The 24,772-nt window shown below is 34.4% G+C and carries 24 protein-coding genes; 13 read left to right on the top strand and 11 right to left on the bottom strand.

Annotated features, from left to right (window positions below; genetic code table 11):
- The 9 genes from fliJ to fliR all read left to right on the top strand — a co-directional run bounded on the left by fliJ (window position 1) and on the right by fliR (window position 6,047).
- On the top strand, window positions 1-477 hold the full coding sequence (gene fliJ, locus FPB0191_RS10305; RefSeq protein WP_039105885.1) for a flagellar export protein FliJ: 477 nt from the start codon (window positions 1-3) through the stop codon (window positions 475-477).
- The gene (locus tag FPB0191_RS11810; protein WP_052236937.1) at window positions 467-1,603 is read left to right on the top strand and encodes a flagellar hook-length control protein FliK; all 1,137 of its coding nucleotides are present in this window, start codon (window positions 467-469) and stop codon (window positions 1,601-1,603) included. Before fliJ ends, FPB0191_RS11810 begins: the two co-directional genes overlap by 11 nt.
- A 268-nt stretch (window positions 1,604-1,871) precedes the next feature.
- Window positions 1,872-2,363: a flagellar basal body-associated FliL family protein gene (locus FPB0191_RS10295; protein ID WP_039105883.1), complete on the top strand. Its 492-nt coding sequence runs from the start codon at window positions 1,872-1,874 to the stop codon at window positions 2,361-2,363.
- A 5-nt stretch (window positions 2,364-2,368) separates the two neighbouring features.
- Window positions 2,369-3,412, top strand: coding sequence for a flagellar motor switch protein FliM (gene fliM / locus FPB0191_RS10290; protein WP_082018309.1), 1,044 nt, complete (start codon window positions 2,369-2,371; stop codon window positions 3,410-3,412).
- Window positions 3,405-3,794: a flagellar motor switch protein FliN gene (gene fliN, locus FPB0191_RS10285; protein WP_039105882.1), complete on the top strand. Its 390-nt coding sequence runs from the start codon at window positions 3,405-3,407 to the stop codon at window positions 3,792-3,794. Before fliM ends, fliN begins: the two co-directional genes overlap by 8 nt.
- Entirely contained in the window at window positions 3,794-4,228 is a 435-nt protein-coding gene (gene fliO / locus FPB0191_RS11805; RefSeq protein WP_052236936.1) for a flagellar biosynthetic protein FliO, read from the top strand. Before fliN ends, fliO begins: the two co-directional genes overlap by 1 nt.
- Window positions 4,229-4,281: 53 nt before the next feature.
- Window positions 4,282-4,968, top strand: coding sequence for a flagellar type III secretion system pore protein FliP (fliP, locus tag FPB0191_RS10275; protein ID WP_110021819.1), 687 nt, complete (start codon window positions 4,282-4,284; stop codon window positions 4,966-4,968).
- 8 nt (window positions 4,969-4,976) lie between these two features.
- Window positions 4,977-5,246 (top strand): flagellar biosynthesis protein FliQ, encoded by a 270-nt coding sequence (fliQ, locus tag FPB0191_RS10270; protein ID WP_039105878.1) that lies wholly within the window; start codon window positions 4,977-4,979, stop codon window positions 5,244-5,246.
- A 21-nt stretch (window positions 5,247-5,267) separates the two neighbouring features.
- Window positions 5,268-6,047 (top strand): flagellar biosynthetic protein FliR, encoded by a 780-nt coding sequence (fliR, locus tag FPB0191_RS10265; protein ID WP_039105877.1) that lies wholly within the window; start codon window positions 5,268-5,270, stop codon window positions 6,045-6,047.
- Window positions 6,048-6,109: 62 nt separating this feature from the next.
- Here the strand turns inward: fliR and FPB0191_RS10260 are convergent, their stop codons facing one another.
- Window positions 6,110-6,826 carry a JAB domain-containing protein gene (locus FPB0191_RS10260; RefSeq protein ID WP_052236935.1) on the bottom strand — a complete coding sequence of 239 codons (717 nt, stop codon included), beginning with the start codon at window positions 6,824-6,826 and terminating at the stop codon, window positions 6,110-6,112.
- Window positions 6,827-7,059: 233 nt separating this feature from the next.
- Between FPB0191_RS10260 and FPB0191_RS10255 the strand changes: the two genes are divergently transcribed.
- Complete coding sequence (locus FPB0191_RS10255; RefSeq protein ID WP_039105874.1) at window positions 7,060-8,022, top strand: aldo/keto reductase; 963 nt, start codon at window positions 7,060-7,062, stop codon at window positions 8,020-8,022.
- 162 nt (window positions 8,023-8,184) lie between these two features.
- Here the strand turns inward: FPB0191_RS10255 and FPB0191_RS10250 are convergent, their stop codons facing one another.
- Window positions 8,185-9,069, bottom strand: coding sequence for a PfkB family carbohydrate kinase (locus tag FPB0191_RS10250; protein WP_039105873.1), 885 nt, complete (start codon window positions 9,067-9,069; stop codon window positions 8,185-8,187).
- Between the two features lie 550 nt (window positions 9,070-9,619).
- Between FPB0191_RS10250 and FPB0191_RS10245 the strand changes: the two genes are divergently transcribed.
- Together FPB0191_RS10245 and gss are read left to right on the top strand one after the other, a co-directional pair.
- A complete protein-coding gene (locus tag FPB0191_RS10245; RefSeq protein ID WP_039105872.1) occupies window positions 9,620-10,255 on the top strand; it encodes a LysE/ArgO family amino acid transporter in 636 nt (211 codons plus the stop codon).
- A gap of 163 nt (window positions 10,256-10,418) precedes the next feature.
- The gene (gene gss, locus FPB0191_RS10240; RefSeq protein ID WP_039105871.1) at window positions 10,419-12,299 is read left to right on the top strand and encodes a bifunctional glutathionylspermidine amidase/synthase; all 1,881 of its coding nucleotides are present in this window, start codon (window positions 10,419-10,421) and stop codon (window positions 12,297-12,299) included.
- Window positions 12,300-12,370: 71 nt separating this feature from the next.
- Here the strand turns inward: gss and proC are convergent, their stop codons facing one another.
- The 4 genes from proC to FPB0191_RS10220 form a co-directional block, all read right to left on the bottom strand.
- On the bottom strand, window positions 12,371-13,159 hold the full coding sequence (gene proC / locus FPB0191_RS10235) for a pyrroline-5-carboxylate reductase (RefSeq protein ID WP_039105868.1): 789 nt from the start codon (window positions 13,157-13,159) through the stop codon (window positions 12,371-12,373).
- A 219-nt stretch (window positions 13,160-13,378) separates the two neighbouring features.
- On the bottom strand, window positions 13,379-13,780 hold the full coding sequence (locus tag FPB0191_RS10230) for a DUF2628 domain-containing protein (protein ID WP_039105866.1): 402 nt from the start codon (window positions 13,778-13,780) through the stop codon (window positions 13,379-13,381).
- Window positions 13,781-13,866: 86 nt separating this feature from the next.
- The gene (locus tag FPB0191_RS10225; RefSeq protein WP_039105863.1) at window positions 13,867-14,787 is read right to left on the bottom strand and encodes a LysR family transcriptional regulator; all 921 of its coding nucleotides are present in this window, start codon (window positions 14,785-14,787) and stop codon (window positions 13,867-13,869) included.
- Between the two features lie 210 nt (window positions 14,788-14,997).
- The gene (locus tag FPB0191_RS10220) at window positions 14,998-15,681 is read right to left on the bottom strand and encodes a LexA family transcriptional regulator (RefSeq protein WP_039105861.1); all 684 of its coding nucleotides are present in this window, start codon (window positions 15,679-15,681) and stop codon (window positions 14,998-15,000) included.
- Window positions 15,682-15,979: 298 nt separating this feature from the next.
- Between FPB0191_RS10220 and FPB0191_RS10215 the strand changes: the two genes are divergently transcribed.
- The gene (locus FPB0191_RS10215) at window positions 15,980-17,158 is read left to right on the top strand and encodes an FAD-dependent monooxygenase (RefSeq protein ID WP_039105859.1); all 1,179 of its coding nucleotides are present in this window, start codon (window positions 15,980-15,982) and stop codon (window positions 17,156-17,158) included.
- A 184-nt stretch (window positions 17,159-17,342) separates the two neighbouring features.
- On the opposite strand, the gene gyrB is transcribed toward FPB0191_RS10215, so the two are convergent.
- The 5 genes from gyrB to ompA all read right to left on the bottom strand — a co-directional run bounded on the left by gyrB (window position 17,343) and on the right by ompA (window position 24,710).
- On the bottom strand, window positions 17,343-19,754 hold the full coding sequence (gyrB, locus tag FPB0191_RS10210) for a DNA topoisomerase (ATP-hydrolyzing) subunit B (protein WP_039105857.1): 2,412 nt from the start codon (window positions 19,752-19,754) through the stop codon (window positions 17,343-17,345).
- Window positions 19,755-19,795: 41 nt separating this feature from the next.
- On the bottom strand, window positions 19,796-20,872 hold the full coding sequence (gene recF / locus FPB0191_RS10205; protein ID WP_039105855.1) for a DNA replication/repair protein RecF: 1,077 nt from the start codon (window positions 20,870-20,872) through the stop codon (window positions 19,796-19,798).
- 59 nt (window positions 20,873-20,931) lie between these two features.
- On the bottom strand, window positions 20,932-22,035 hold the full coding sequence (gene dnaN / locus FPB0191_RS10200; protein ID WP_039105852.1) for a DNA polymerase III subunit beta: 1,104 nt from the start codon (window positions 22,033-22,035) through the stop codon (window positions 20,932-20,934).
- Window positions 22,036-22,059: 24 nt separating this feature from the next.
- Entirely contained in the window at window positions 22,060-23,430 is a 1,371-nt protein-coding gene (gene dnaA, locus FPB0191_RS10195; RefSeq protein ID WP_039105849.1) for a chromosomal replication initiator protein DnaA, read from the bottom strand.
- Window positions 23,431-23,654: 224 nt separating this feature from the next.
- Window positions 23,655-24,710 carry a porin OmpA gene (gene ompA / locus FPB0191_RS10190; RefSeq protein WP_039105847.1) on the bottom strand — a complete coding sequence of 352 codons (1,056 nt, stop codon included), beginning with the start codon at window positions 24,708-24,710 and terminating at the stop codon, window positions 23,655-23,657.
- Window positions 24,711-24,772 lie beyond the last annotated feature (62 nt).

Below are 24,772 nucleotides of genomic sequence, written 5' to 3'. Positions count from 1 at the left end.
ATGTCAGCGCATTATTACCACCAAAATGATAATCAAACCGCTTTTTTAACTTTACAAGAGTTAGCACAGAAAGCGGTAGATAAAGCCGCGATTCAATTAAAAAAAGCCTGTGACCATTATCATTCTGTAGAGCATCAGCTTAATGAATTGAATGACTATTACCAAGAATATCAACAGCGTCTGAATCACGCTTTATTAAGTGGAATGGGAGGGGGGCAGCTCGCAAATTTTCAATCATTTATTATCACATTGGAACAATCGATAACACAGCAAAAGCAACGCTTAATTATGCTAAGTATTCAACAAAAGCAAGCCACACAACACCTTTATCAATGTCAAAAGAAATTGAATGGTTATACAACGTTGCTTGAAAAAAAGCAGCAAATTAGATTACAGCAACAAAATCGTATACAACAAAAAATGACGGATGAATTTGCGCAACAACAATCAATAAGGAGAGCTTTATATGAATCTTAGTAATTTGGTTGGGGCTAGTACGCTAACATCAAATCAGTCAAATCAATATCAAAGTGATCCTATCACAACTGATGGCGAACAATTTAAACGGTTATTACAAATTAATGAAAAGAGTCAAGTCGAGAAAGTTGATGAGCGATTATCACAAACCAAAAAAAATAAACAGTCATCTATAAACGATGATGTTTTATATGTTAATGATATGGCGATGCTAATCAATGCTATTTCAGTAGCAACTGTTAATCAACCAGATTTTCAAGTCAATTCGTCTTCTGAACTATCTTTAATGTTATTTAATCAAGAGCAATTAGTTGTTGATACAATAATTGATGAAGAGGATCTTTTGCTCAATCAACCAGAGGATGATGATTTTGTTAACGATCAATTAACTGACAACTTATTATCAAATTCATCAACAACGTTAGTTGATCGACGACAAGTAAAACCAAAAATATTAGAGCAGAAAAAGCCAAGCGGTACAACCAAGGCGCTATCTAACAACATGATATCATCAAATCAGATTAGTAATGCCACAAATCAGCCAAATTTAAATCAAACGTTTAAGTTGAATGATATATCACTCAATCAATGGCAAAGTGATTCTACAACTAATCATCATTTATTACAAAGTGCTATAGCAAATAATACGACCTCAATACAATCAGTTGTTGCAAATTCACCTATAATAAGTTTACCTGTAGCTGTAGACCAACCTCAGTGGCAAGAATCACTCGCTCAACAAATTATACTTTTTAAGCGCCATAATATTGAACAGGCTGAAATTCGATTGCATCCCGAAGAATTAGGTTCATTACAGATAAAACTTAGTATGCATGATGGCAAAATGCAATTACATATGGCTGCGGCAGTTGGAGTCGTTAAGGGGATTTTGGAATCAGCCCTACCTTATTTACGCACATATTTAGCTGAACAAGGTATTGAATTACAACAAACAGAAGTCACTGACTTTACGACTATGATGGAAAACGATCAATCCTCACAATTTCAACAACAGTTTAGTGCTTCACATCAAGATACCGTCAACATCTTAAGTGATAATGAGGTATTGCTTGATCCTACATTACCAAAGCCTAACAATCAGGAGGGATTAAGCGTCTTTGCTTAAATCATTAATGTCTTGGCATGACTATAAACGCTGAATAGATGATATTTTTATTATCTATTCTTCAAATTAAATTTTGAAATGATGATTTATTATTTGTAATCATTCTAATCCGATCAAATGCGTAATGAATCGTTAAGTTTCATAAGGCTAGCCAAGCGTTGCCATAATAATGGAGCGGTAATAATAATGATAGGGACAATAGCCTGCCTGTACGTGTTAACAGATTGGATATAATTATTTTTAATTCTTATTGAGACGATAACACAATATGACAACTACCAAAAAAAAAGTGAGTTTTCTCACCCTAATTCTGATGATTATTACTTTATTGTCTTTAAGTGCTGCGGGTTATTTTTGGTATCAGAATCAGTCGATTAGCAAATCATATCGAAAAGCAAAAACCAAAAATAAAGAAGAAGTACCTCAGCCAAGTCAATTACCGGTTTTCTTAACCTTAAAACCCTTCACCGTTTCCTTACCTGGAATGAAAAATGGCTATGAAGTTAACAGAATTCTCTATATCGGTATGGTATTAAGGTTAACAAATGAAGAGCAAAAGTCGGTATTACTTGAATATTTGCCAGAAATAAGAAGCAATATATTACTACTACTATCCAAACAAAGTATTGATAATCTTAATAGTGAATCAGGTAAGTTACAACTTAAAGAACTAGTTAAAGAAGAATTATCTCGTGGTTATGATACTAATCAACCTATTGAAATTAATGAGGTATTGTTTACGGATTTTATTATACGGTGATCACCATGACGGATAATCAGGAAGCTACTACGGCAAGTCAACCTGACAATAATCAGGAAAAAAAACGAGTTGAATTAAACGCTGAAATAACCGTGAATAAGAAGCAATTAACTCGAAAAGTTGATGATAAAAAAATTGAAGTAAAACCTTATGATTTATCAGTTAAACACAATGTAATTCCCGAAAGGTTGATGGCATTAGAAATTGTTAATGAACGCTTCGCTAGGCAATTTCGTATTGGCTTATTCAATTTATTGAGACGTAATACGGATGTTATAACTGCACCTATTGAATCACAAACCTTTAATGAATTTTCAAGCCGTTCTTCAACAACTCAATTAAATCTTGTTCATCTTAATCCTCTAAGAGGAACATGTTTATTTGCCTTATCGCCAGAGCTCGTTTTTATTGTTGTAGACACCTTATTTGGTGGTGAAGGGCGTTTTAATCGTATCGAACGTGAAGGACGAGAATTTACCCATACTGAGCAACAAATTATCAAACGTGTTTTAGAAATAGCACTTAATATTTATCAAAACGCTTGGGCTGACATCTATGCAATTGAAGCTGAATATGTGCGTTCAGAAATACATAGTAAATTTACTAATATTACCAGTTCACCGGAAGATATCGTGTTGACATCGACATTTATGGTCGAAGTTGGGCAGTTTAAAGCGAGATTCTGTATTTGTATTCCATACTCAATGGTTGAGCACATTAGAGAATTATTAGTCAAACCACCCATAGAACAACAATCTTATCAAGATGATAAAGCATGGTTAAGCTCTATCACATCGGGAATTAAAAATTCGACAGTTGAATTAGTCGCCAATTTTACAGAAATTCCGACAACAGTTAATAAATTGTTGGAATTAAAAGTAAATGATGTCTTGCTCATAGATAAACCATCCTTGCTTGATGTCACGGTTGGCGGCGTGCCGGTGTTAAAAGGGCTATATGGTAAAGCAAACAAACAATATGCAATTCAAGTTGAACAGGTAATAAATCCTGTTTTAGAACAATTGAATGAGGAAATCTCCAATGAATAACTCCAATACCACTGATGAAGACATGAACATGGTTGATAATGAATCTAATGAATCTAATGAATCAGAAACTAAAGAAGCGGAATTTGAAACATTATCACCTCTGGCCACGAGTAATCAAAAACAAGATATTAATCTTATTTTTGATATTCCAGTTAATATGAGCGTTGAACTGGGGCGTGCCAAGATAACGATTAAAGAATTATTGAAGCTTACACAAGGTTCAATTATCGGCTTAGAAGGGCTAGCAGGGGAACCCTTAGATATATTAATAAATGGTTATTTAATCGCTCAAGGTGAACTCGTGGTAGTCGGCGATAATTATGGCGTGCGAATAACGGATATTATCACCCCTTCAGAACGAGTAAGAAGGTTAAGTCGTTAATGGATATAAGCAATCAACTCATGATTGATAACGTGCCAAATACACTCAATTCTGCTACTTCTACTAGTAAAATAGATTCAGCTATACCAGAGTTCAATATCTATACCAATGTGGGGATGTCTCTTTTATGGGTGATGGGTTTAATCATGGTTTTAGGTTGGTTATTGAAACGGAGTAGATTTAATCGATCTAAACAACGCTTAATTCATGTTCGCGATAATTATTCCATTAATGCTAAAGAACGCATTATCGTCATTGAAGTTAATCATCAATTATTAGTAGTTGGTGTAACGCAACAACAAATGACATTATTGCATACGATCAATCAACAAGATAGTCAGGCGATTTTAACGCAACAAGATACGCCTAAGATCCCGATAAATGACAATAACTTTTATCGACTTTTGCAATCAGCATTAAAAAGGAAAACGTAATGCGATTCAAATTGGTTTTATTTGGTGCTCTACTTTTTAACTGTTATCACTGTATGGCACAAACCCCGTTGCCTTCTATTATCAGCCAACCGTTAGATGGTGGAGGACAAAGTTGGTCATTACCGGTTGAAACGCTAGTCTTTTTAACTTTATTAACGTTTATTCCGGCAATTTTATTGTTGATGACTAGTTTTACTCGTATTGTGATTGTATTAGGGCTTTTGCGTAATGCATTAGGGACTCAATCTGCTCCCCCTAATCAAGTAATATTAGGTATAGCATTGTTTATGACATTATTCATTATGTCACCAGTATTCGATAAAATATATGAAGATGCCTATGTGCCTTATTCAGAAAATCAAATTACAATGCAGCAAGGGCTGAATAAAGCCACACAACCTTTACGCGAATTTATGCTTAATCAGACGAGAGAGAATGATTTGGCACTTTTTGCCAATATGTCACATGTAGGGGAAATTCAATCACGCCAAGATATGCCCTTACGTATACTTGTTCCTGCTTTTGTCATCAGTGAATTAAAAACAGCTTTTCAAATCGGATTTACGATATTCATTCCTTTCTTAGTGATTGACTTAGTCGTTGCCAGCACTCTAATGGCATTAGGGATGATGATGGTACCTCCAGCCACGATTTCGTTACCATTTAAATTGATGCTATTTGTCTTAGCTGATGGTTGGCATCTGTTACTTGGATCATTGGCGCAGAGTTTTTTCAGCTAAGGATTATTATGTCACCTGAGTATATCAGTACATTAGCAATACAAGCGATAAAAGTTGCAGCATCATTAGCAGGACCATTATTATTTGCAGCATTAATCATCGGTTTAATCATTAGTTTGTTGCAAGCTGCGACACAAATTAACGAAATGACGTTATCATTTATTCCCAAAATAGTAGCTGTGGTAATGGTCTTGATTATTGCTGGACCATGGATGCTATCGGTTATTGTTGATTATATTAGAATTCTCTTAACTGATATTCCCAATTTAACGAGTTAATCCGCTTTAAGTAGATCAAGTATGGACAACCTATTTAATCTTGATTTCTCAACGTTAGCGCAACAGTACTTTTTTCCATTTGTTCGCATATTAGCGCTAGTTATGGTTGCTCCCATTACTGGCGAGAAAGAGGTGCCTAATCGAGTAAAAATAGGGATAGCATTATTAATTGCATTATTATTACCTATAGCAAATAACCATCTAACAATCGCGTTATTTTCTCCAATTGGTATATGGGTCATTGCCCAACAAATTATCATTGGTGTTGTTATTGGATATACCATGCAATTGGCATTTATGACATTACGCATTGCTGGGGAACTCATTGGCATGCAAATGGGACTCGGTATGGCAACTTTCTATGATCCCATTGGCGGGCCATCAACCTCAGTATTATCACGTTTGTTTAATATAATTACTTTACTTATCTTTTTAAGTCTTGATGGCCATCTTTGGTTACTTTATTGTTTAAGCCAGAGTTTTGACATTATTCCTATCAATACTATACCGCTTAATGCTAATGGCTTTTTAACTTTGATTGATTCGAGTGGACTGCTATTTATTAACGGCATTATGTTGGCACTACCCTTAATGACATTATTATTAATCATGAATATGGCTCTGGGCATTCTAAATCGCATGACCCCACAACTCTCTATTTTTGTTGTTGGCTATCCGGCGACATTACTATTAGGCCTGATTATACTATCTTACCTCATGCCGACGCTTATCCCATTTAGCCAATACATATTTAACCAATTCTTCACCAAAATCGGGTTGATGGTGGGGGAGTTAAACTGAAGATAAAATGAATTGTATATTCGCTATTTTAGAAATAGCTCTATGTATTCAAATAAAATCAGTTATTCTCGACTGATCACAACTTTCTCTATTTTTTTCGTTGTTATGCCCATTATTTTAGCGATATCAGTTATGGAAATATCTTTTTCGAACAACGTAATTATCATATTATATTCAAGTTTTTTGCGACGTTCTTTTTCTGTTCTAGCTTTTTCTCGCGCTAATTTGGTTTTGTCTTTTTCTGCTTTAATTTTGTTATTGGCGATAGCTAGTTTCTCTCTAGTAATTTTCCGTTCTTCTTTGCGAATTTGCTCGATCACTTTATAGGTAGGTACGTATTTTATGCTTTTCTCAAGCTTATCCATGAGTTTTTCTGCACGAAAGCTAAGGTAGTTAAATGGTGTAATAATCAAATGATCTGTAAGTTCAATATTTAAAATCCGACCGACTTGAATGAGACGATCTGTCACATCTTTATCGTTATCCGAAGGTATTAATGAGCCTGAAGGATGGTTATGAATCAGAATAACGCGAGAGGCATTCTTCATAACTGCAACACGAAATACATTCATTGGTTCAATGTCCACAGAACGAAATGTACCTAATGCAATTAATTCTATATATAAAATATAACCAGCTTGATTCATGCCAATCATCCAAAGATGTTCCTTTTCTTGATCAACTTTATTTTCACGTAATAATATACGTTGCATAATTGCATACACGTCCTCAGTTCCTTCAATATAGTGTTTATCGCGCTTGGTTAATCTTATATCCATCTTTTTATCCGATAAAACAAATAATCTGTAATATAGTATATTACAGATTATTTAAGCATAGACCAAAAATGAGAGTTTGCGATCGATATTCCAACAATAATTTTGAAAACAAAGTTATATAGTAAAAACCCATTTATTTTAAGGGAAAAGGGCGTAATATGATGTTATGTTTTAAGCTTTGTTGATTTCTAATTTAAAGTAACTTAACTGATCATCAGCAGAAGGATTTTAGTATGGATTATGTAAAATTAGGTCATTCCGATATTTATGTGTCGCGATTTGGTGTTGGTTGTATGAGTTTTGGCGATCCAGCTAGTCAAATGCATGCTTGGACGCTTAATCCAGAACAATCAGAAACAATCATTAAACATGCGCTTGATCTTGGTCTCAATTTTTTTGATACAGCTAATTGTTACTCAGCAGGTACTAGTGAAGATTATCTTGCTAGAGCACTGAAGAAAAATGTTGCTCGTGATAAAGTCGTGCTAGCGAGCAAAGTCTATTTTAATGAGAATCATCTTTCTAAAACAGCCATCATGAAAGAAATTGATGGAACACTAAAGCGTTTAGCAACCGATTATTTGGATCTCTATATTATTCATCGTTTTGACTATACAACTCCCATTGCGGAGACTATGGAGGCTTTACATCAGTTAGTTAAAGCCGGTAAAGTTCGAGCACTTGGTGCGTCAGCAATGTATGGTTATCAATTTTATAATATGCAATTACTGGCGGAACAAGAAGGATTAACCCCCTTTGTATCTATGCAAAATCATTATAATTTACTTTATCGAGAAGATGAACGGGAATTGATTCCTATTTGTCGACAACAAAATGTAGCTTTAACGCCATATAGTCCATTAGCTGCGGGTCGATTATCGCGTAAACAATGGAAAGCAGATACAATGCGTAGTAAAACTGATACAACGGCAATGTCCAAATACGATAAAACGCAGGAAGCCGATAGTCACATTGTGCAACGAGTTGAAGATTTGGCAAATAAATATCAAGTAACAATGACTCAAATCGCTTTGGCATGGCAGTTTGCAAAAGGGGTAACATCGCCGATCATTGGTGCAACCAAAACACAATATTTAGACGATGCTATTGGCGCTTTAAAGATTAAATTGACGGATGAAGATGTTAAATATCTAGAAGAGCTATATTTACCACATGCAATAGTTGGGGCATTGTGAAAACATAGATTACAGCGCCAACGGAAGGTTTAATCCCTTCCTAAATGTGTAGGATTAATGGTCACATTTAGGGAGGGTATCGATTAAATATAGTACTACTGATATTTAAATAATAGTTAACAATGCAATCAACTTGCTGTCGCGGATTTAATAATCAATATATTACAAGTCTTTCACCATCTCTTCAGGCATTAGAGGCATCGGTCCACTTTGAGTACAGACGTAGGCTGCAATGTGGTTTGCTTTAGCATTAATTTCTTTTAACTTTCTGCCTTTTAAATACAGTATACTCGCTGTCGCCATGAAGGAGTCTCCAGCGCCTACGGTATCAATTGGTGTGATTTTTTCCGCAGGACAATAATCTTGTTCATTTTCACTAATCAGATAGCTACCTTCACTACCACAGGTATAAATCAACAATTCAAGTTGATAGTTTTTATGTAGATAATCATACAGTACGTTAGGATCTGCTTTTATATTAAGCAAATCGGCAATAACGGGTAGTTCTTCATCATTGAGTTTTAGAATGTGAGTGTGTTCAAGGGAAAAACGTAGAATCTCATAGGTATAATGATTTTGTCTAAGATTAATATCAACAATAATTTTAATGTTAGATGGTAAACTTGTTACAATGGTTTTTAATAATTGATGATTATTTTTATTGCGTTGAATCAAACTACCGAAGTAAATCGCCACAATGTCGTCTTTCAACAGCTTTTGTAATGATTCGGTGAGTTGAACGTCATCCCAAGCGACGGGATTAATAATGTTATAAGTTGGCTTACCCGCAGCATCAAGTTCGACCATTACCTTTCCTGTCTCATAATGAGTCGACGTTTGGACATCATGAGGGATTCCTAAAATATTAAGCTGATTAAGTAATTCACGACCATTATCATCATTACCTACAGCCGAAACTAGTATGGCTTGTGCACCAGCTGATTTGGCATGATAACAAAAATTAGCCGCAGCTCCGCCTATTTTTTTGCCGTTGGGTAAATAATCCCATAAATATTCACCTACTGCGATAATCTTTAGGTTAGTCATTTTCTATTATTCCTTGTCTGACATCAGGTTTATAAACATAGGGTTAATTAAATATTGCATTGTATTATTGCTATATCTCATTTATTGTCACAATATATTGTTGAAGCAGGTAGCTTCGCTACTTTAACCTTATTCACTTAAGAACCTTAATCGCTCAAGTAAAATATATAGACTAAACAAAGAGCTAATGCGACAAAATATAATTCAACCGATATAGCATACCCTTATTGTCATTTGATTTCAGCTATTTTATCTGTGTTAATTGATATAGATCTCATTATAAAATGATTGATGATATTTATCTAAATCAAGATCTAAGTTTTTTAATTTTATGAGGATATATGTTCTTAATTAAAAATAAGTTAATTGTATATTTATTAACTTATTTAATGTCTATTACAATAAAAGATCAGGCTTTATCGCAATAAATGAATTCAAAACTTGTTGCTAAATTTTGCATATTGCAAACAACCTAGGTTATCTATAATAATGATGATATTTATGATAGATTATTCCATTTTTTACTTTGTTATTTGATATAGGAAATACAATGTTTTTAACCATGTTTAAAGGATTTTCCATAGGGCTATCATTGATTTGTGCTATTGGTGCGCAAAACGCGTTTGTCCTAAAACAAGGATTGTTAAAAAATAATATTTTTTGGATTTGCACAACATGTTTTATATGTGATTTTTTCCTTATGTGTATGGGGATATTTGGAGTCGGTGAAATAATTAGTGCAAATAAAATTCTGTTATTTATTCTTACATTTGCCGGCGCAATTTTCTTAATTTGGTACGGATTTTTATCTTTTCGTTCTGCTTTAAGAGGCAATTCCAATCTGACATTAGATCAAAATGGCACAAAAAAAACATCAGTATTTCAGAGCATCATGGCGACACTTGGCATTACTTTACTGAATCCTCATGTTTATTTAGATACGGTAGTTATTATTGGCGGTGTATCAGTAACTATTGTTGATAATATGGAAAAGGTGTTCTTTATGATTGGTGTAATGCTAGCTTCAGGAATATGGTTTTATAGCTTAGGCTATGGTGCACAAAAATTGTCAGTCTATTTTATGCGACCAAAAGTATGGCGTGTTATTGAGATGATTATTGCGTTTATAATGTGGATCATTGCCTCAACCTTATTACTTTATATAGTACATAATTATAGTATTTAAACTATTTTATTCATTACCTTTTGAACGATCTTTTAGACGGTTTTAAGTAATAAATATCAATTTTTATTCGGTTGCTCATGAAGTGATTTCAGGTAGAGATTACGGATAAATTGGCATATGATATAGGCTACTTTTAAAGCAATAATAGATTAAGGCTTATATCATGTCAGTAACTATTGTTAATGAAACCGAACCATTTGGCACATTATTGGGTTTTGCACCTGGTGGTGTTGCCATCTATTCTTCAGATTATACAACTATTCATAAAGACAATTATCCAGAAGATACATCTTATCGTAGTTACATTGGACATGAATATATGGGATATAAATGGCAATGCGTTGAATTTGCTCGCCGATTTTTATATCTCAATTATGGCATGGTATTTACTGATGTTGGAATGGCTTATGAGATCTTTTCTTTAAGAATTTTACGTCGGGTTGTCGATGAAGCATTGTTACCTTTACAAGCATTTGCCAATGGTAGTCAAAAACCACCTATTGCTGGCGCGTTGCTCATTTGGCAAGAAGGTGGGATTTTTGAGCATACGGGACATGTTGCAATTATAACCGAGATTTTTGATGATAAAGTTCGTATTGTCGAACAAAATGTAATTCATCGCCGTTTACCGGTTGGTCAGCAGTGGACGAGAGAGCTTAAATTAAAAGTACAAAATGGACACTACTTTTTAGAAGATAACTTTGATGATACTGTCATTTTAGGATGGATGATTCAAACTGATGATACAACTTATAGTTTACCGCAGCCAATAACACCACTCCCATATCGTTCAATTCATTGTCAGTACCTTGAAAACCATGGGCAATTTAGTGGTAAATGGTTAGATGAAAATGATCCTGTTGAGCATGCCTATGTATTAGCTAATGGACACAAGATCAATCAGAGCGATCCTTATCAGTATTTCACAATTTCAGCTAGCGCTGAGCAGGAATTAATTCGGGCTACTAATGAATTGCATTTAATGTATCTGCATGCTACCGATAAAGTATTAAAAGATGACAATTTATTACGCAATTTTGATATTCCAGAGATTTTATGGCCACGGGTACGTTTATCTTGGCAGAAACGTCGTTATCAAATGATCAGTGGACGTATTGATTTTTGTATGGATGAACATGGATTAAAAAGTTATGAATATAATGCTGATTCAGCTTCTTGTCATACAGAATGTGGATTAATTACTGAAAAATGGGCGGAACAAGGAGGCTTAACTAATGGAAATAATCCAGGTAATGCATTGCTAGATAGTTTGGTTGATTGTTGGAAACACAGTGATGCAAAATCTTTTGTACATATCATGCAAGATAATAACAATGAAGAAAATTACCATGCCTTATTTATGCAAAAGGCGCTTAGTCAGGCTGGATTTGATAGTAAAATTTTGCATGGATTAGATGATTTGCATTGGGATAACCGTGGTCGAGTCGTCGATAATGACGATCGCCAAGTAAAATGTGTTTGGAAAACATGGGCTTGGGAAACAGTATTAGAACAGTTACGTGAAGAAAGTGAATCGCAGATCGCTGCACCACCAATCCGAACCGGTCATCCACAAGATAAAGTGCGATTGATTGATGTATTATTACGACCTGAAATTCTAGTATTTGAACCATTATGGACAGTTATTCCTAGTAATAAAGCTATTTCTCCCGTACTTTGGTCGTTATTCCCAAATCATCGTTATTTATTAGAATCTACATTTGAGCTTAATGAGCATTTAATTAACAACGGCTATGCAGTAAAACCGATTGCTGGTCGCTGTGGTAGTAATATTGAATTAATAAATGGCAAAGAACAAATATTAGACAGAACGAATGGTCGTTTTGCAAAGCAAGAAAATATTTACCAACAACTTTGTTGTTTACCTAAAGTTGCCAATAAATACCTACAAATCTGTACTTTCACAGTTGGTGGGCATTATGGCGGTGCTTGTCTTCGCTCTGATGCATCGTTAGTGATCAAAGGGGAAAGCGATATGGAAGTACTCCGTGTACTAAATGATAAAGAATTTAGTCAAAAATAATGCTGATTTTCTATCCTCGCTCAATGAGTCGTATAATAACAGTTGTTGAGCGAGTTTAAACATTCTAACCATTAGTCTTTGATCTTTGCAGATGCTTTTACAGCCTCAATTACGGCATTTCGCAAACCGAATTTTTCCAATTGTGCAATACCGCGAATAGTTGTACCTCCCGGTGAACAGACTCCATCTTTTAACTCGGCTGGTAACATATCATGTTCAAGTAAAACGCTTGCTGCACCTAAGACCGCCTGTTTACTCATAAGATACGCCTCTTCACGAGATAAACCCGCATAAACACCGGCATCGGCTAAAGCTTCAATAAAAAGTGCAACATATGCAGGTGAGCAGCCAGTAACGGTACTACTGATATCTAATTTATTTTCTTCAACAATGGCAATTTTACCGATTGCACTAAATAACTGTTTTACCAACTCTAGTTGTTTTAAGCTAACATTGCTAGCTGCACTAATTGTAGTCATACCTTGACAAACTTTACTTGGAATATTTGGAATTGCTCGAATGACTGCAACATTTAGAGGAAGACTATTAACAATTTGCGCCAGCGTAAAAGAAGCGGCTGTCGATATAATAATTTGCTCTTGCGAGATTGCGGAACTAATTTCCTCTAATATTTTAGGCAATATTTGAGGAATAACAGCTAAAATAATTACGTCAACTTGTTGTACGAGTTCTCGATTATTGATACAAAAATGACAATCAAACTGGGCTGCTATCTGTTTAGCTCTGCCACTTTTACCGCCACTAACTAGGATATCTTGAGCATTAACATATTGACTAGTGATTAACCCTTGTAAAATAGCTGAACCTAAATGACCGACACCGATAATACCAATTTTCATATTTTACTCCTGTATTACTCTATTTTATTTAAGTTATTTGATAACAATAATGATTGATTAATCTTTAAAAAGTCAATAGCATAATACGGAAATTTGCTCTATTAAATTGGTAATCACGCAAAGGATGAGTAAAGGTAAATAAATACAAATGGATAAAGAGAAATCACTTGATGATTTCTCTTTTATTAAAAAATAATCAATATTATATTCTATAAAATATTAATTTTTAAGAGCGTCACTTATTGCTGAATCTGGATTGACTGCATTTATATTACCAATGCATTCATAACCACGTTTAATTAAATTTGCTTCTCGTAAACTATTACCTTTAACACCTAGATAGATCGCAATACCCAATTGAATTAGTAATGATATGCTCTGTAATAGAAAAGCTTGAGATAAATCTTGTCCGCCATATTCATAATAATCATATGAAGGGAGGATCATTAATTGTATAACAATAGATGATATTATTGCGTACGCAATTAATAAACCTGCAACCATCCATAATTGTTTAATTAGCGCCCAAATCCAACCAAAAAAGAATGCAGGCCAAGACCAACCTTGTTTAACAGCTTCAATTTTTCCATCCGGATGTTTATAAATATTATAGTTTTTCATAATAAATTGTATGTAGTAGTAAGGTAATAAAATTTTATCTCAAAAGTTAAAGAAAATACACTGTAAGAAATAATTTTTATTATCAATTATCTTAATTTAAATCCATAATCTTGAATTAAGATTTTAAGTTCATTAATATAACTTAATGCAGATTGGCTAAGTTGCACTTTTTGTGATGTAATCCAACCGACAAGAATACGTTCATCTGTTGCTAAAGGGATAGATGCAATATCCGAGCCATTTAGATCAGTACTCAAAACGCCTGTACTAATCGTATAACCATTTAAACCATGAAGTAGATTAAAAAGCGTTGCACGATCACTGACATGGATACTTTTCTTATGGTAAATAGTACTAAGTATTTCTTCAGAGAAATAAAATGAATTATATTCACCTTGTTCAAATGAAAGATAAGGATAGTCATCAAGTTCTTCCAAAGAAATAATACTCTGTCCTGATAAAGGATGTTGGGTACTAATAAATACGTGAGGAGCAGCTTCAAATAAAGGTGAGAATGTAAGCTGATTTTCTTTTAATAAACGTTTAATTACTTTTTGATTAAAATCATTTAGATATAAAATTCCAACTTCACTTCGTAAGGTTGCAACGTCAGTAATGATATCGTGAGTTCGTGTTTCTCGTAAAGTAAATTCATATTCATTAGTATGATTTCGTTTAATTAAATTAACGAAAGCGTTTACTGCAAATGCATAATGTTGAGTAGAAATACTACAAAGTTGCTTTGATGGTATTTTATTATTATAGTGTTGTTCAAGTAGTTCAGCCTGATCAAGTATTTGTTTTGCATAGCCTAAGAATTCTATTCCTTCGGTTGTTAGTGAAACCCCCTTAGTAGTACGAATAAAAACCTTAATATTAAATTCTTCTTCTAACTCTTTAATAGCAGTTGATAGGCTAGGTTGGGTAATGTAGAGTTTTTTAGCTGCTTCATTAATGGAACCGCAACGAGCAACTTCTACAATATAACGCAACTGGTTTAATTTCACGATATTGTCTCAATATAGTTATTATTAATCTGTAAGCAGATACTAATGTAAATTTGGCTTGTTTATTTTGGTAGTCTAAATGATTACTAGTAAGACAATCAATAGTCTTTTTAGATATTAAAATATTTAACTAATGTAATTTAAAAAAGTTATATAACCCGATTAAGCAGGGTTATATAACAAGTTTAAATAGTATCTTTATGAACGAAATTAATAAAGATCTTTAATGATTTGTACTACATTGCCGACAATGTGATAATTTTTAAAATCTTCTCGATTTACAGTAATGGTTTCACAATCGGAATTATTTCCTAATAAAATCCAACCATCTAGTGTTAATCTAATACGCCTTATCATCGTAATATCTAAGTATTCAATGAGATAAATACTACCGTCAACAATATCTTTTGGGGTAGTATCAATAAGTAATCCATTATTATTTTTGATTTCAGGCGACATCATATTACCTTTAGCCCAATATAGAATTAATTGATTAGCATCTAATCCTCTATAGTCTAACCAACCGTTTAACACGGGATAATTCATTACAGGTGGTGTACCGCGAACATATTTTTGTGTACTTGCTTCTTCAAGCGTAGGGCACTGTTTACTATAAACGGGAATACGGTGGATTGGGTCATTATAATTCTGACTATCCTCAATGAGATCGATATCCTGTGGATGATATCCTGATGCTAGCCAAGTATAAGTGACCCCACATTTTTCAGCTATAAGCGCTAAGCGATTCAAAGAAGGATATGTTTTTCCTGATAAGTAATCACGTATTACCGTTTCCGACATGTCGCATTTTTTTGCAAAACTTGCAATGGAATTATCTTGCATTACCTCCGCAAGGCGTTGCTTAAAATTTTGCACACTTTTATTAGTTTTCATTTATTCTTCCTATTCTATTATGGTACAAAATGTTGGGGTAACTATTATAGATGAATTTATTCTTTATAACTATATGAATATTATGTAAATATTGTTAATTATCCCTTGTAAATGTCCTAATATGTAATAATGAGAAGGCATTTTAAGATCAATTTTTTCCGATAACCTGATCCATTTATAACATTATTAACAATTCTAATAGGATTTTATGGTAATTTTGTTAGCGTTAATCGCTGATAGAAATATTTAAAATATGGTATGATCGCTTAAATAAACGTTAATTGGATGTGAGGTTAGGGTGGTCGATTTTGATGTTGCCATTGTGGGTGGTGGTATGATTGGTTTAGCCACAGCTTGTGGTTTGTATCAGCAAGGCATGAAGATTGCAATTATTTCTGATAATCATCAATTATACCGAGAACTTGATGAGCATCAGGTTGAAATCAGAGCTTCGGCAATTAATTATGCCAGTCAGAAATATTTTCAGCAAATTGGTATTTGGAATGATTTACTTGCAAGTAATAGAGTTCAACCATTTGATAGCATTGATGTACAGGAAGTTGATGGTTTTGCCTCTCTTAACGAACATAGCGTTGCATATCCGCATTCCCACTTAGGATATATAATTGAAAATCAATTAATTCAAAATACGCTATATCATAAACTTGCCGAACAAAAACAAGTTCACTTTTTCTATCAGAAGGTGACCGATCTATTTTTTAGTTCTGACCGTGGTTTTATTCAACTTGCCAATGGAAACCAAATTGCAGCTAAATTGATTATTGCTGCGGATGGCGCTAATTCATTTATTCGTCAGCAACAGAAAATTAAAATGTTCACTCAGCCTTATAAGCACCACGCGATTATTGCTACCGTGAGAACAGAGATAGCCCATCAAGCCTGTGCAAAACAGATTTTTTATCCGCAAGGAATCATCGCTTTTTTACCATTATGGAAATCTAACGAAAGCTGTTTAGTTTGGTCAACCAACCCACAAAATGCCAATAGGTTAGTTGGGTTAACTAATGATGAATTTAATTATCAACTAAATCAAATTGTTGAACATTATACTGGACAATGTGAGTTAATCAGCGAGCGTTATACCTTCCCTTTAATTGCACGTTATTGTGTGAACACCGTTAAATCACGATTAATTCTAATAGGCGATGCAGCACATACTATTCATCCTTTAGCAGGGCAGGGAGCTAATTTAGGTTTTCAAGATTCTAAGCAGTTAACTGATCTGATTAATAGTCATTATATAGAACATCATGATATAGGTTTATCACGTTATTACCGTTATTATCAACTCAACCGGCATAAAGATACCTTAATCATGATGGCTGCAATGAAAGGTATTCAAGATATTTTCAACGGTAACAACCCTATAAAAAATGTGACCAGAGGAGTTGGCATGAATGCTATTAATCGACTTAATTGTTTGAAAAAACAAATTATTAAATATGCAATGGAATAGATAACATTATAATTCTCTTTTCAATATCTAATTTATGCTAGCTTTTTAAACGACCGTATAAAAATTAGTAATGTTCATTATTGATCATCACTGATGATTAGCCGATTTTGAATTGAAAAATAAAAAACCAGACAACATGTCTGGTTTGTATTTATTCTATATTTATTATCAAATAGCAATCAATCTAAAAATCTAAATTTGCTGCTTTTAGAGCGTTTTCTTCGATAAAGGCGCGTCTTGGTTCAACTTCATCGCCCATAAGGGTAGTAAACAGTTGATCGGCTGCAATCGCATCTTTGATTGTCACTTGCAACATGCGCCTACTAGTTGGATCCATAGTAGTTTCCCAAAGTTGTTCAGGATTCATTTCACCTAACCCTTTATAGCGTTGGATAGTTAATCCACGACGTGATTCTTTAATTAGCCATTCTACAGCATCCTCAAAATGAGTGACTGGTTCAACGCGTTCACCTCGTTGAATGAAGGCACCTTCTTCAATTAGACCTTTTAATTGTGAACCTAAGTGACAAATATTGCGATACTCATTGCTGTGAGCAAATGCGAGATCAAGCAGATAATTGTTATCAACCCCATGAGTTCTTATTTTTACAGTTGGTATATATAACTGTTTTTCTTCGTTATAACTAATCGCGTAGTGATAAAGGTTACCATGTTGTTCTTTATCTTGTAGAGTATCAACCAGCGTTTTAACCCAACTTTCAGCCTGTTGCTCATTTTGAAGTATTGCTTCAGTTAGAACAGGATGATAAATCAATTCTGCAAGAAGAGCTTTTGGATAACGACGTTCCATTTTTACAATCAGTTTTTCAACTTTTTGATATTCGGCAATTAATCGTTCTAAAGGCTCTCCAGCTAATGCTGGTGCATGTGGATTAACATGTAAAGATGCGCCTTCTAATGCTAGAGTAATTTGGAACTCCGTCATCGCATCATCATCTTTAATGTATTGTTCTTGTTTACCTTTTTTCACTTTATATAGTGGTGGTTGTGCAATATAAACATAACCTCTTTCGATGATTTCAGGCATTTGGCGATAAAAGAACGTCAATAGCAATGTGCGAATATGTGAACCATCAACATCAGCATCGGTCATAATTATAATGCTGTGATAACGCATTTTGTCAGGATTATATTCGTCGCGACCAATACCACAACCTAAGGCTGTGATTAAAGTTGCTACTTCTTGTGAAGAGAGCATTTTATCAAAGCGAGCTTTTTCAACATTTAGAATTTTACCTTTTAACGGTAATATCGCTTGATTTTTACGATTACGACCTTGTTTAGCAGAACCGCCTGCCGAATCCCCTTCCACTAAGTAGAGTTCAGATAATGCAGGATCTTTTTCCTGACAATCGGCAAGCTTACCGGGTAAACCACCTAGATCAAGCGCACCTTTTCGGCGTGTCATTTCACGTGCTTTACGTGCTGCTTCACGTGCACGTGCAGCGTCAATAATTTTGCCGACAACAATTTTCGCATCAGATGGATTTTCTAGAAGATATTCAGACAGCTTCTCCGCCATGATTGATTCAACAACGGATTTAACTTCAGACGAAACTAGTTTATCTTTTGTCTGTGATGAAAATTTTGGATCAGGCACTTTTACCGAAACAACCGCAATAAGACCTTCTCGTGCATCATCACCGGTTGCGCTTACTTTTGCTTTTTTACTATAACCTTCGTTTTCCATATAGGTATTTAACGTACGAGTCATAGCACCACGGAAACCCGCTAAATGTGTACCACCATCACGTTGTGGAATATTGTTGGTAAAGCAATAAATATTTTCTTGGTAACCATCATTCCACTGTAAAGCAACCTCAACACCGATGCCGTCTTTTTCGGCGCTAAAATAAAACACTTTTGGATGAATCGGGTTTTTATTTTTGTTAAGGTATTCAACAAAGGCACGAATACCACCTTCATAATGGTAATGCTCACTCTTGCCTGTGCGTTCATCAATTAATTTAATTGATACCCCAGAATTAAGGAAAGATAATTCTCTTAATCGTTTTGCTAGGATTTCGTATTCAAATTCAATATTGGTAAAAGTTTCTGGACTAGGCCAAAAACGAACATAAGTCCCACTTTCAGAGGTATCGGCGATGACTTTTAAAGGTGCTTGAGGTACTCCTAAATTATATAATTGATGATGTTTTTTACCTTCTCGATAAATAATCAATTCTAATTTGTCAGATAAGGCATTAACTACAGAAACACCAACACCATGTAAACCACCTGAAACTTTATAAGAGTTATCATCAAATTTTCCGCCAGCATGTAATACCGTCATGATAACTTCGGCTGCTGACACACCTTCTTCTTCATGAATACCTGTTGGGATACCACGCCCGTCATCGCGCACAGAAACTGAATTGTCGGTGTGAATAATGACTTCAATATGATTACAATAACCGGCAAGTGCTTCATCAATTGCATTGTCAACAACTTCAAAAACCATATGATGTAAACCGGTACCATCATCGGTATCACCGATATACATACCCGGACGTTTACGAACAGCATCAAGTCCTTTAAGTACTTTTATACTCGAGGAGTCATAAGAATTAGACATGTATTTCTCGCTAGAAAATTTTATTTATAAATAAGAGTATTTTATAGGCTAATTGTACCAGATTTTACATAAAAAATCTTGTCATTTTCACTGATCATTTCGTTGATTTGCGCCCGATCAACCGCGGTAATAAACACTTGAGAATGCATTGATTTTAATCGTTTAGCAAAGAGATTGCGTTTAATAGAATCAAGCTCAGAAGCAAAATCATCGATCAGATATAAGCAGGGTTGTTGTTTATGCCTAGCATAGAATTCACCTTGAGCTAACCGTAAGGCACATAACAATAATTTTAACTGCCCACGTGAAAAAAGATCTTCTACTGGTATATTGTTAACTTTTAACCTAAGTTCAGCTTTGTGTGGTCCAATAGTTGTATAATTTACGGTATGATCACGAATAAATTGCTCAGCTAATAATTCCCCATAATTTTGTTCGGAATTCCAACCCTGATAAAATTGGCAATCAAGTTGATATTCGGGTAAAAATTCCGCACAAGTATTGATAATGTCAGGTTTAATTTGGGCTAAATAATCGGCTCGGATTTCGCTAACGCGATGCGCAATGGGAATGAGCTCTTTATCCCATGGTAATAATTGTTGATATGATGAAGCTTGTTTTAAAAGTGCATTACGTTGTTTAAGTAGTCGACGCAAGTTATTCCAAAGACCAATAAACTCAGGATAATGGTGGAAACATCCCCAATCAATAAATGCTCGCCGATATTTTGGACCACCGGTTAACAGATCAAATCCTTCGGGAGTAATTAATTGTAAAGGTAGCAATTTTGCTAAATCAGTTAATCTATACCCATCATCATTATCAATCCTAATTTTATTTTTACCATCGCGAGTTTTAGAAAGTCCAATACTATGGGATTGCAGGTTGGCATTAATCAGCTTACTAAATAAAATCAGCTCAGACTGATGATGTTGAATAATGCGACTTGATACTTGATGTCTAAAAGCTCGACCATGTCCTAGCATGTAAATGGCTTCAAGAAAACTAGTTTTACCACTACCATTATTCCCGATGATAAAGTTAAATTCAGGCGAAGGCGTAATATCAGCAAAATCAATATTGCGGAAATGATGAATTTTGATTTGAGCAATGGTCATAATGTAAGAATAGACACCGTATATTGAATACAAAGTAGAGCAATATACGGATAGTAAATTTACAAACGCATAGGCATAACAACATACGTCGCAGATTGATTATTGATGTTTTCAATTTGTACGCTTGATGTTGAGTCAGTTAATAGCATACGAACTGTTTCACATTTTAAGACGTTAAGAACGTCTAACAAATAGGTAACGTTAAAACCAATTTCTAGTGGTTCAGCATTATATTTAACATCAATAATTTCTTCAGCTTCTTCTTGATCGGGGTTATTAGCCGTAATTTTAATTCGATTATCATGAATATAAAGACGTATTCCACGGAATTTCTCGTTAGATAAAATAGCAGCTCGTGATAATGCACTTCTTAGTACTTCACACGGAGCTTCAAGGATTTTATCAGGATTACGTGGCAACACTTTTCGATAGTCAGGAAAACGTCCATCAATAAGTTTAGATGTGAACGTTATGTCTGATAAATTGACTCTCAAATTATTACTACCAATTTGAATATTAATCAATTCATCATTATCACTTACTAACTTAGCTAATTCCAATACACCTTTTCTCGGCATAATAACAGAACAGCTAGTTGGGATTGTTTGTCCAATAGGTAATGCACAAACGGCCAATCGATGTCCATCAGTAGCAACAGTTTTTAATAGATTATTTTCAGTTTCAAATAACATTCCGTTAAGGTAATAGCGGACATCCTGACTAGCCATGGAAAATTGAACCGAATCAATTAGCTGTTTTAACGTTTTTTGTGGAATACAAAAATCGACATCACATTGCCAATTTTCTAAATTAGGAAAATCACTTGCTGGTAGAGTTGATAATGCAAATTTGCTTCGACCAGATTGAATGGTTAAACGATTATCTTCTAGTTTAATGGCAATTTGTGAATTAGCCGGTAAGCTACGACAAATATCTAAGAATTTCCGTGCAGGGACCGTGGTGGCTCCCGATTCACTGATTTCATAAAGTGGTAATCGGGTGATCATCTCTATTTCTAAATCTGTACCCGTCATTGATAGTACATTATCATCAACTTGTAATAGGAGATTACCAAGAATTGGCAATGTTGGCCTACTACTTAATGGCGCACTGACCAGTTGTAATGGTTTGATAAGTTTTTCTCGATCAATAATGAATTTCATAATGGTTTCTTTATTTAAAAATAGTTATGTTGAAAGTGTACGAACTAAATTAGAGTAATCTTCTTTAATATCGTTGCTTTCTTCTCTTAATTCTGCAATTTTACGGCATGCATGTAATACCGTTGTGTGATCTCGACCACCAAAGCCATCACCAATTTCAGGTAGGCTCTTATTGGTTAACTCTTTTGCTAAAGCCATAGCAACTTGTCTTGGTCTGGCAACGGAACGGGATCGGCGTTTAGATAAGAGATCAGATACCTTAATTTTATAATATTCCGCAACCGTTTTTTGGATATTTTCAATAGTAACTAGTTTTTCTTGTAGTGCTAATAGATCTTTTAATGCATCTTTAACAAAATCTATGTTAATCGCCTTGCCGGTAAAATTGGCATTTGCAATGACTCGGTTTAAAGCACCTTCTAATTCTCGTACATTAGAACGTAATCGTTTAGCAATAAAAAAAGCCACTTCTTCTGGAAGTTTAATATGATTTTCTTCTGCTTTTTTCATTAAAATTGCTACCCGTGTTTCCAGTTCAGGTGGTTCGATTGCAATAGTTAACCCCCAACCGAAACGAGATTTTAATCGGTCTTCAACACCATCAATTTCTTTTGGATAACGATCTGATGTCAATATAATTTGTTGATTTCCTTCGAGTAAGGCATTAAAAGTATGGAAAAACTCTTCTTGAGAACGCTCTTTATTAGCAAAAAATTGAATATCATCTATTAATAATGCATCAACGGAACGGTAATATTGTTTAAAATCCTCAATGGCATTATTCTGTAATGCTTTAACCATATCTTGTACAAAACGTTCAGAATGCATATAAATAACTTTAGCATTGGACTTGTTTTGAATAATTTGATTACCTACTGCATGTAATAAATGAGTCTTACCTAAACCTGTTGAACCGTATACGAATAATGGATTATAGGCTTTACCAGGGTTTTCTGCTACTTGTTTGGCAGCGGCATTTGCCAATTGATTAGATTTACCTTCCACAAAACTAGCAAATGTATGTTTAGGATTAATGCCAGAACGGTAAACAATCTCCTCTGTTTTTTTTACTGGCTGACTTTTAATAGAAGGCATTGTAGGCTTTGGTTTTACATTTTGATCAGTGTTTTTCTGATCACTATGAGATTGACGTAATGAACCTACTTCAATTGATAACCGTGGTGGTTGACCATTCATTAATTGATTTATTATAGCAGATATAGTAGGTAAATATTTATTTTTAACCCAATCTAATACAAAGCGATTTGGAGCATAAAGATAAAGATTATCATCATCAGCTTCAATTTGTAATGGTCTTATCCACAGATTAAATTCAGTGGAAGTTAATTCTTCTTGAAGTTGCGATAGGCATTCTTGCCAGACAGTCGTAGACACAATAACTCCAATATGTTTGATTGTACTAATTATTCACAGATAAGGGTCGTGAATTAGAAAAAATGTAAATAACAAAAAGTTACGAATGAATAATCTTGATATATATTTATATAATTTTGAGAAACAAATTTAGTCTTGCTATTTTAATCAATGTAACTAAATAATCAACAAAAAAACCCGGTAAGCCGGGTTTTTTGTTGATAGTAGTTTTAACTACTATACAATTATTTAGTGTTGTCTTTGCGCTCGTCAATAACAACTTCTTCAACTGTTTTAGCTTTAACTTCGATCTCAACACGACGATCTGGTGCTAAACATGCTTTAAGATCGGCACCTTTAAGTGCATTACATTTATTACCTGTAATAGGTTGAGTTTTACCCGCACCACGAACAGCGATCAAGCCAGCTGGAACACCTTGAGAAACTAGGTAGTTACTAACTGATTGAGCACGACGTTCGGAAAGTCTTTGGTTATAGCTTGCAGAACCGATGCGATCGGTGTGACCAATAACGATAATTGCACTTTCAGATGGGTTAATTTTAACTAAATCACGAACTAGTTTATTCAAAGCTTCTTGACCTTCAAATTTTAATTCCGCTTTGTTATAGTTAAACAAAACATCTTCATTTAGTACGAAACGATTTTCACGTACTTCAAGAAGTTCAGAGGCTTTAGGTGCTTGTGGTGAACCAAAGTTATAAGTAACACCAAATGCTAAAAGACCATTATCTGGTTTAGTTGGTCCATCATTGTGCATTTGGTTAACCCATTGATATTCTAAACGAGTTGAAAAGTCATCGTTTAGACGATAATCAAGACCTAATGCAAATACAGGAGAAACATTAGTTTCACTGCTTCCACTATGATGTGGTTGTTTCCATTTGGTAATATGAACGAAAGCACCCGCACGAGCGTAAATATCTAAATCATCAGAAATGAATGCTAATGGGTAGCTAGCTTTACCAGTAAGAGATACACCATGAGCAGTTAATTTGCCCACTTTACTTTTGTGGTGACCTTTATATTCTAATTGACCAAGCCAGTCATATCCTAATTCAGCAGCTAAGTATGGAGTAGCTTGGAAACCAATGAAAGCTCCACCACCAACACGGTTGTTCGTTACTTTTCTAGCATCGTCTACTTTTTGAGACTTTGTATTAAAGAATTTAGACCAACCGACTTTACCGCCGACATAGAATGTATCTTCAGGTATTGCAGCATTTGCTACACATGACATACTAGCAATTGCCACTGCTAGTGCTAAAGTTGTTTTTTTCATTTTATCCCTCAACTAATTTGTTGTTGAAAACATTATCCCCGTATTTTATATAAATTACAGAG

The sequence above is a fragment of the Frischella perrara genome, from assembly GCF_000807275.1.
Lineage (GTDB): Bacteria > Pseudomonadota > Gammaproteobacteria > Enterobacterales > Orbaceae > Frischella > Frischella perrara.
This window is presented reverse-complemented; position numbering and strand designations above follow the sequence as displayed.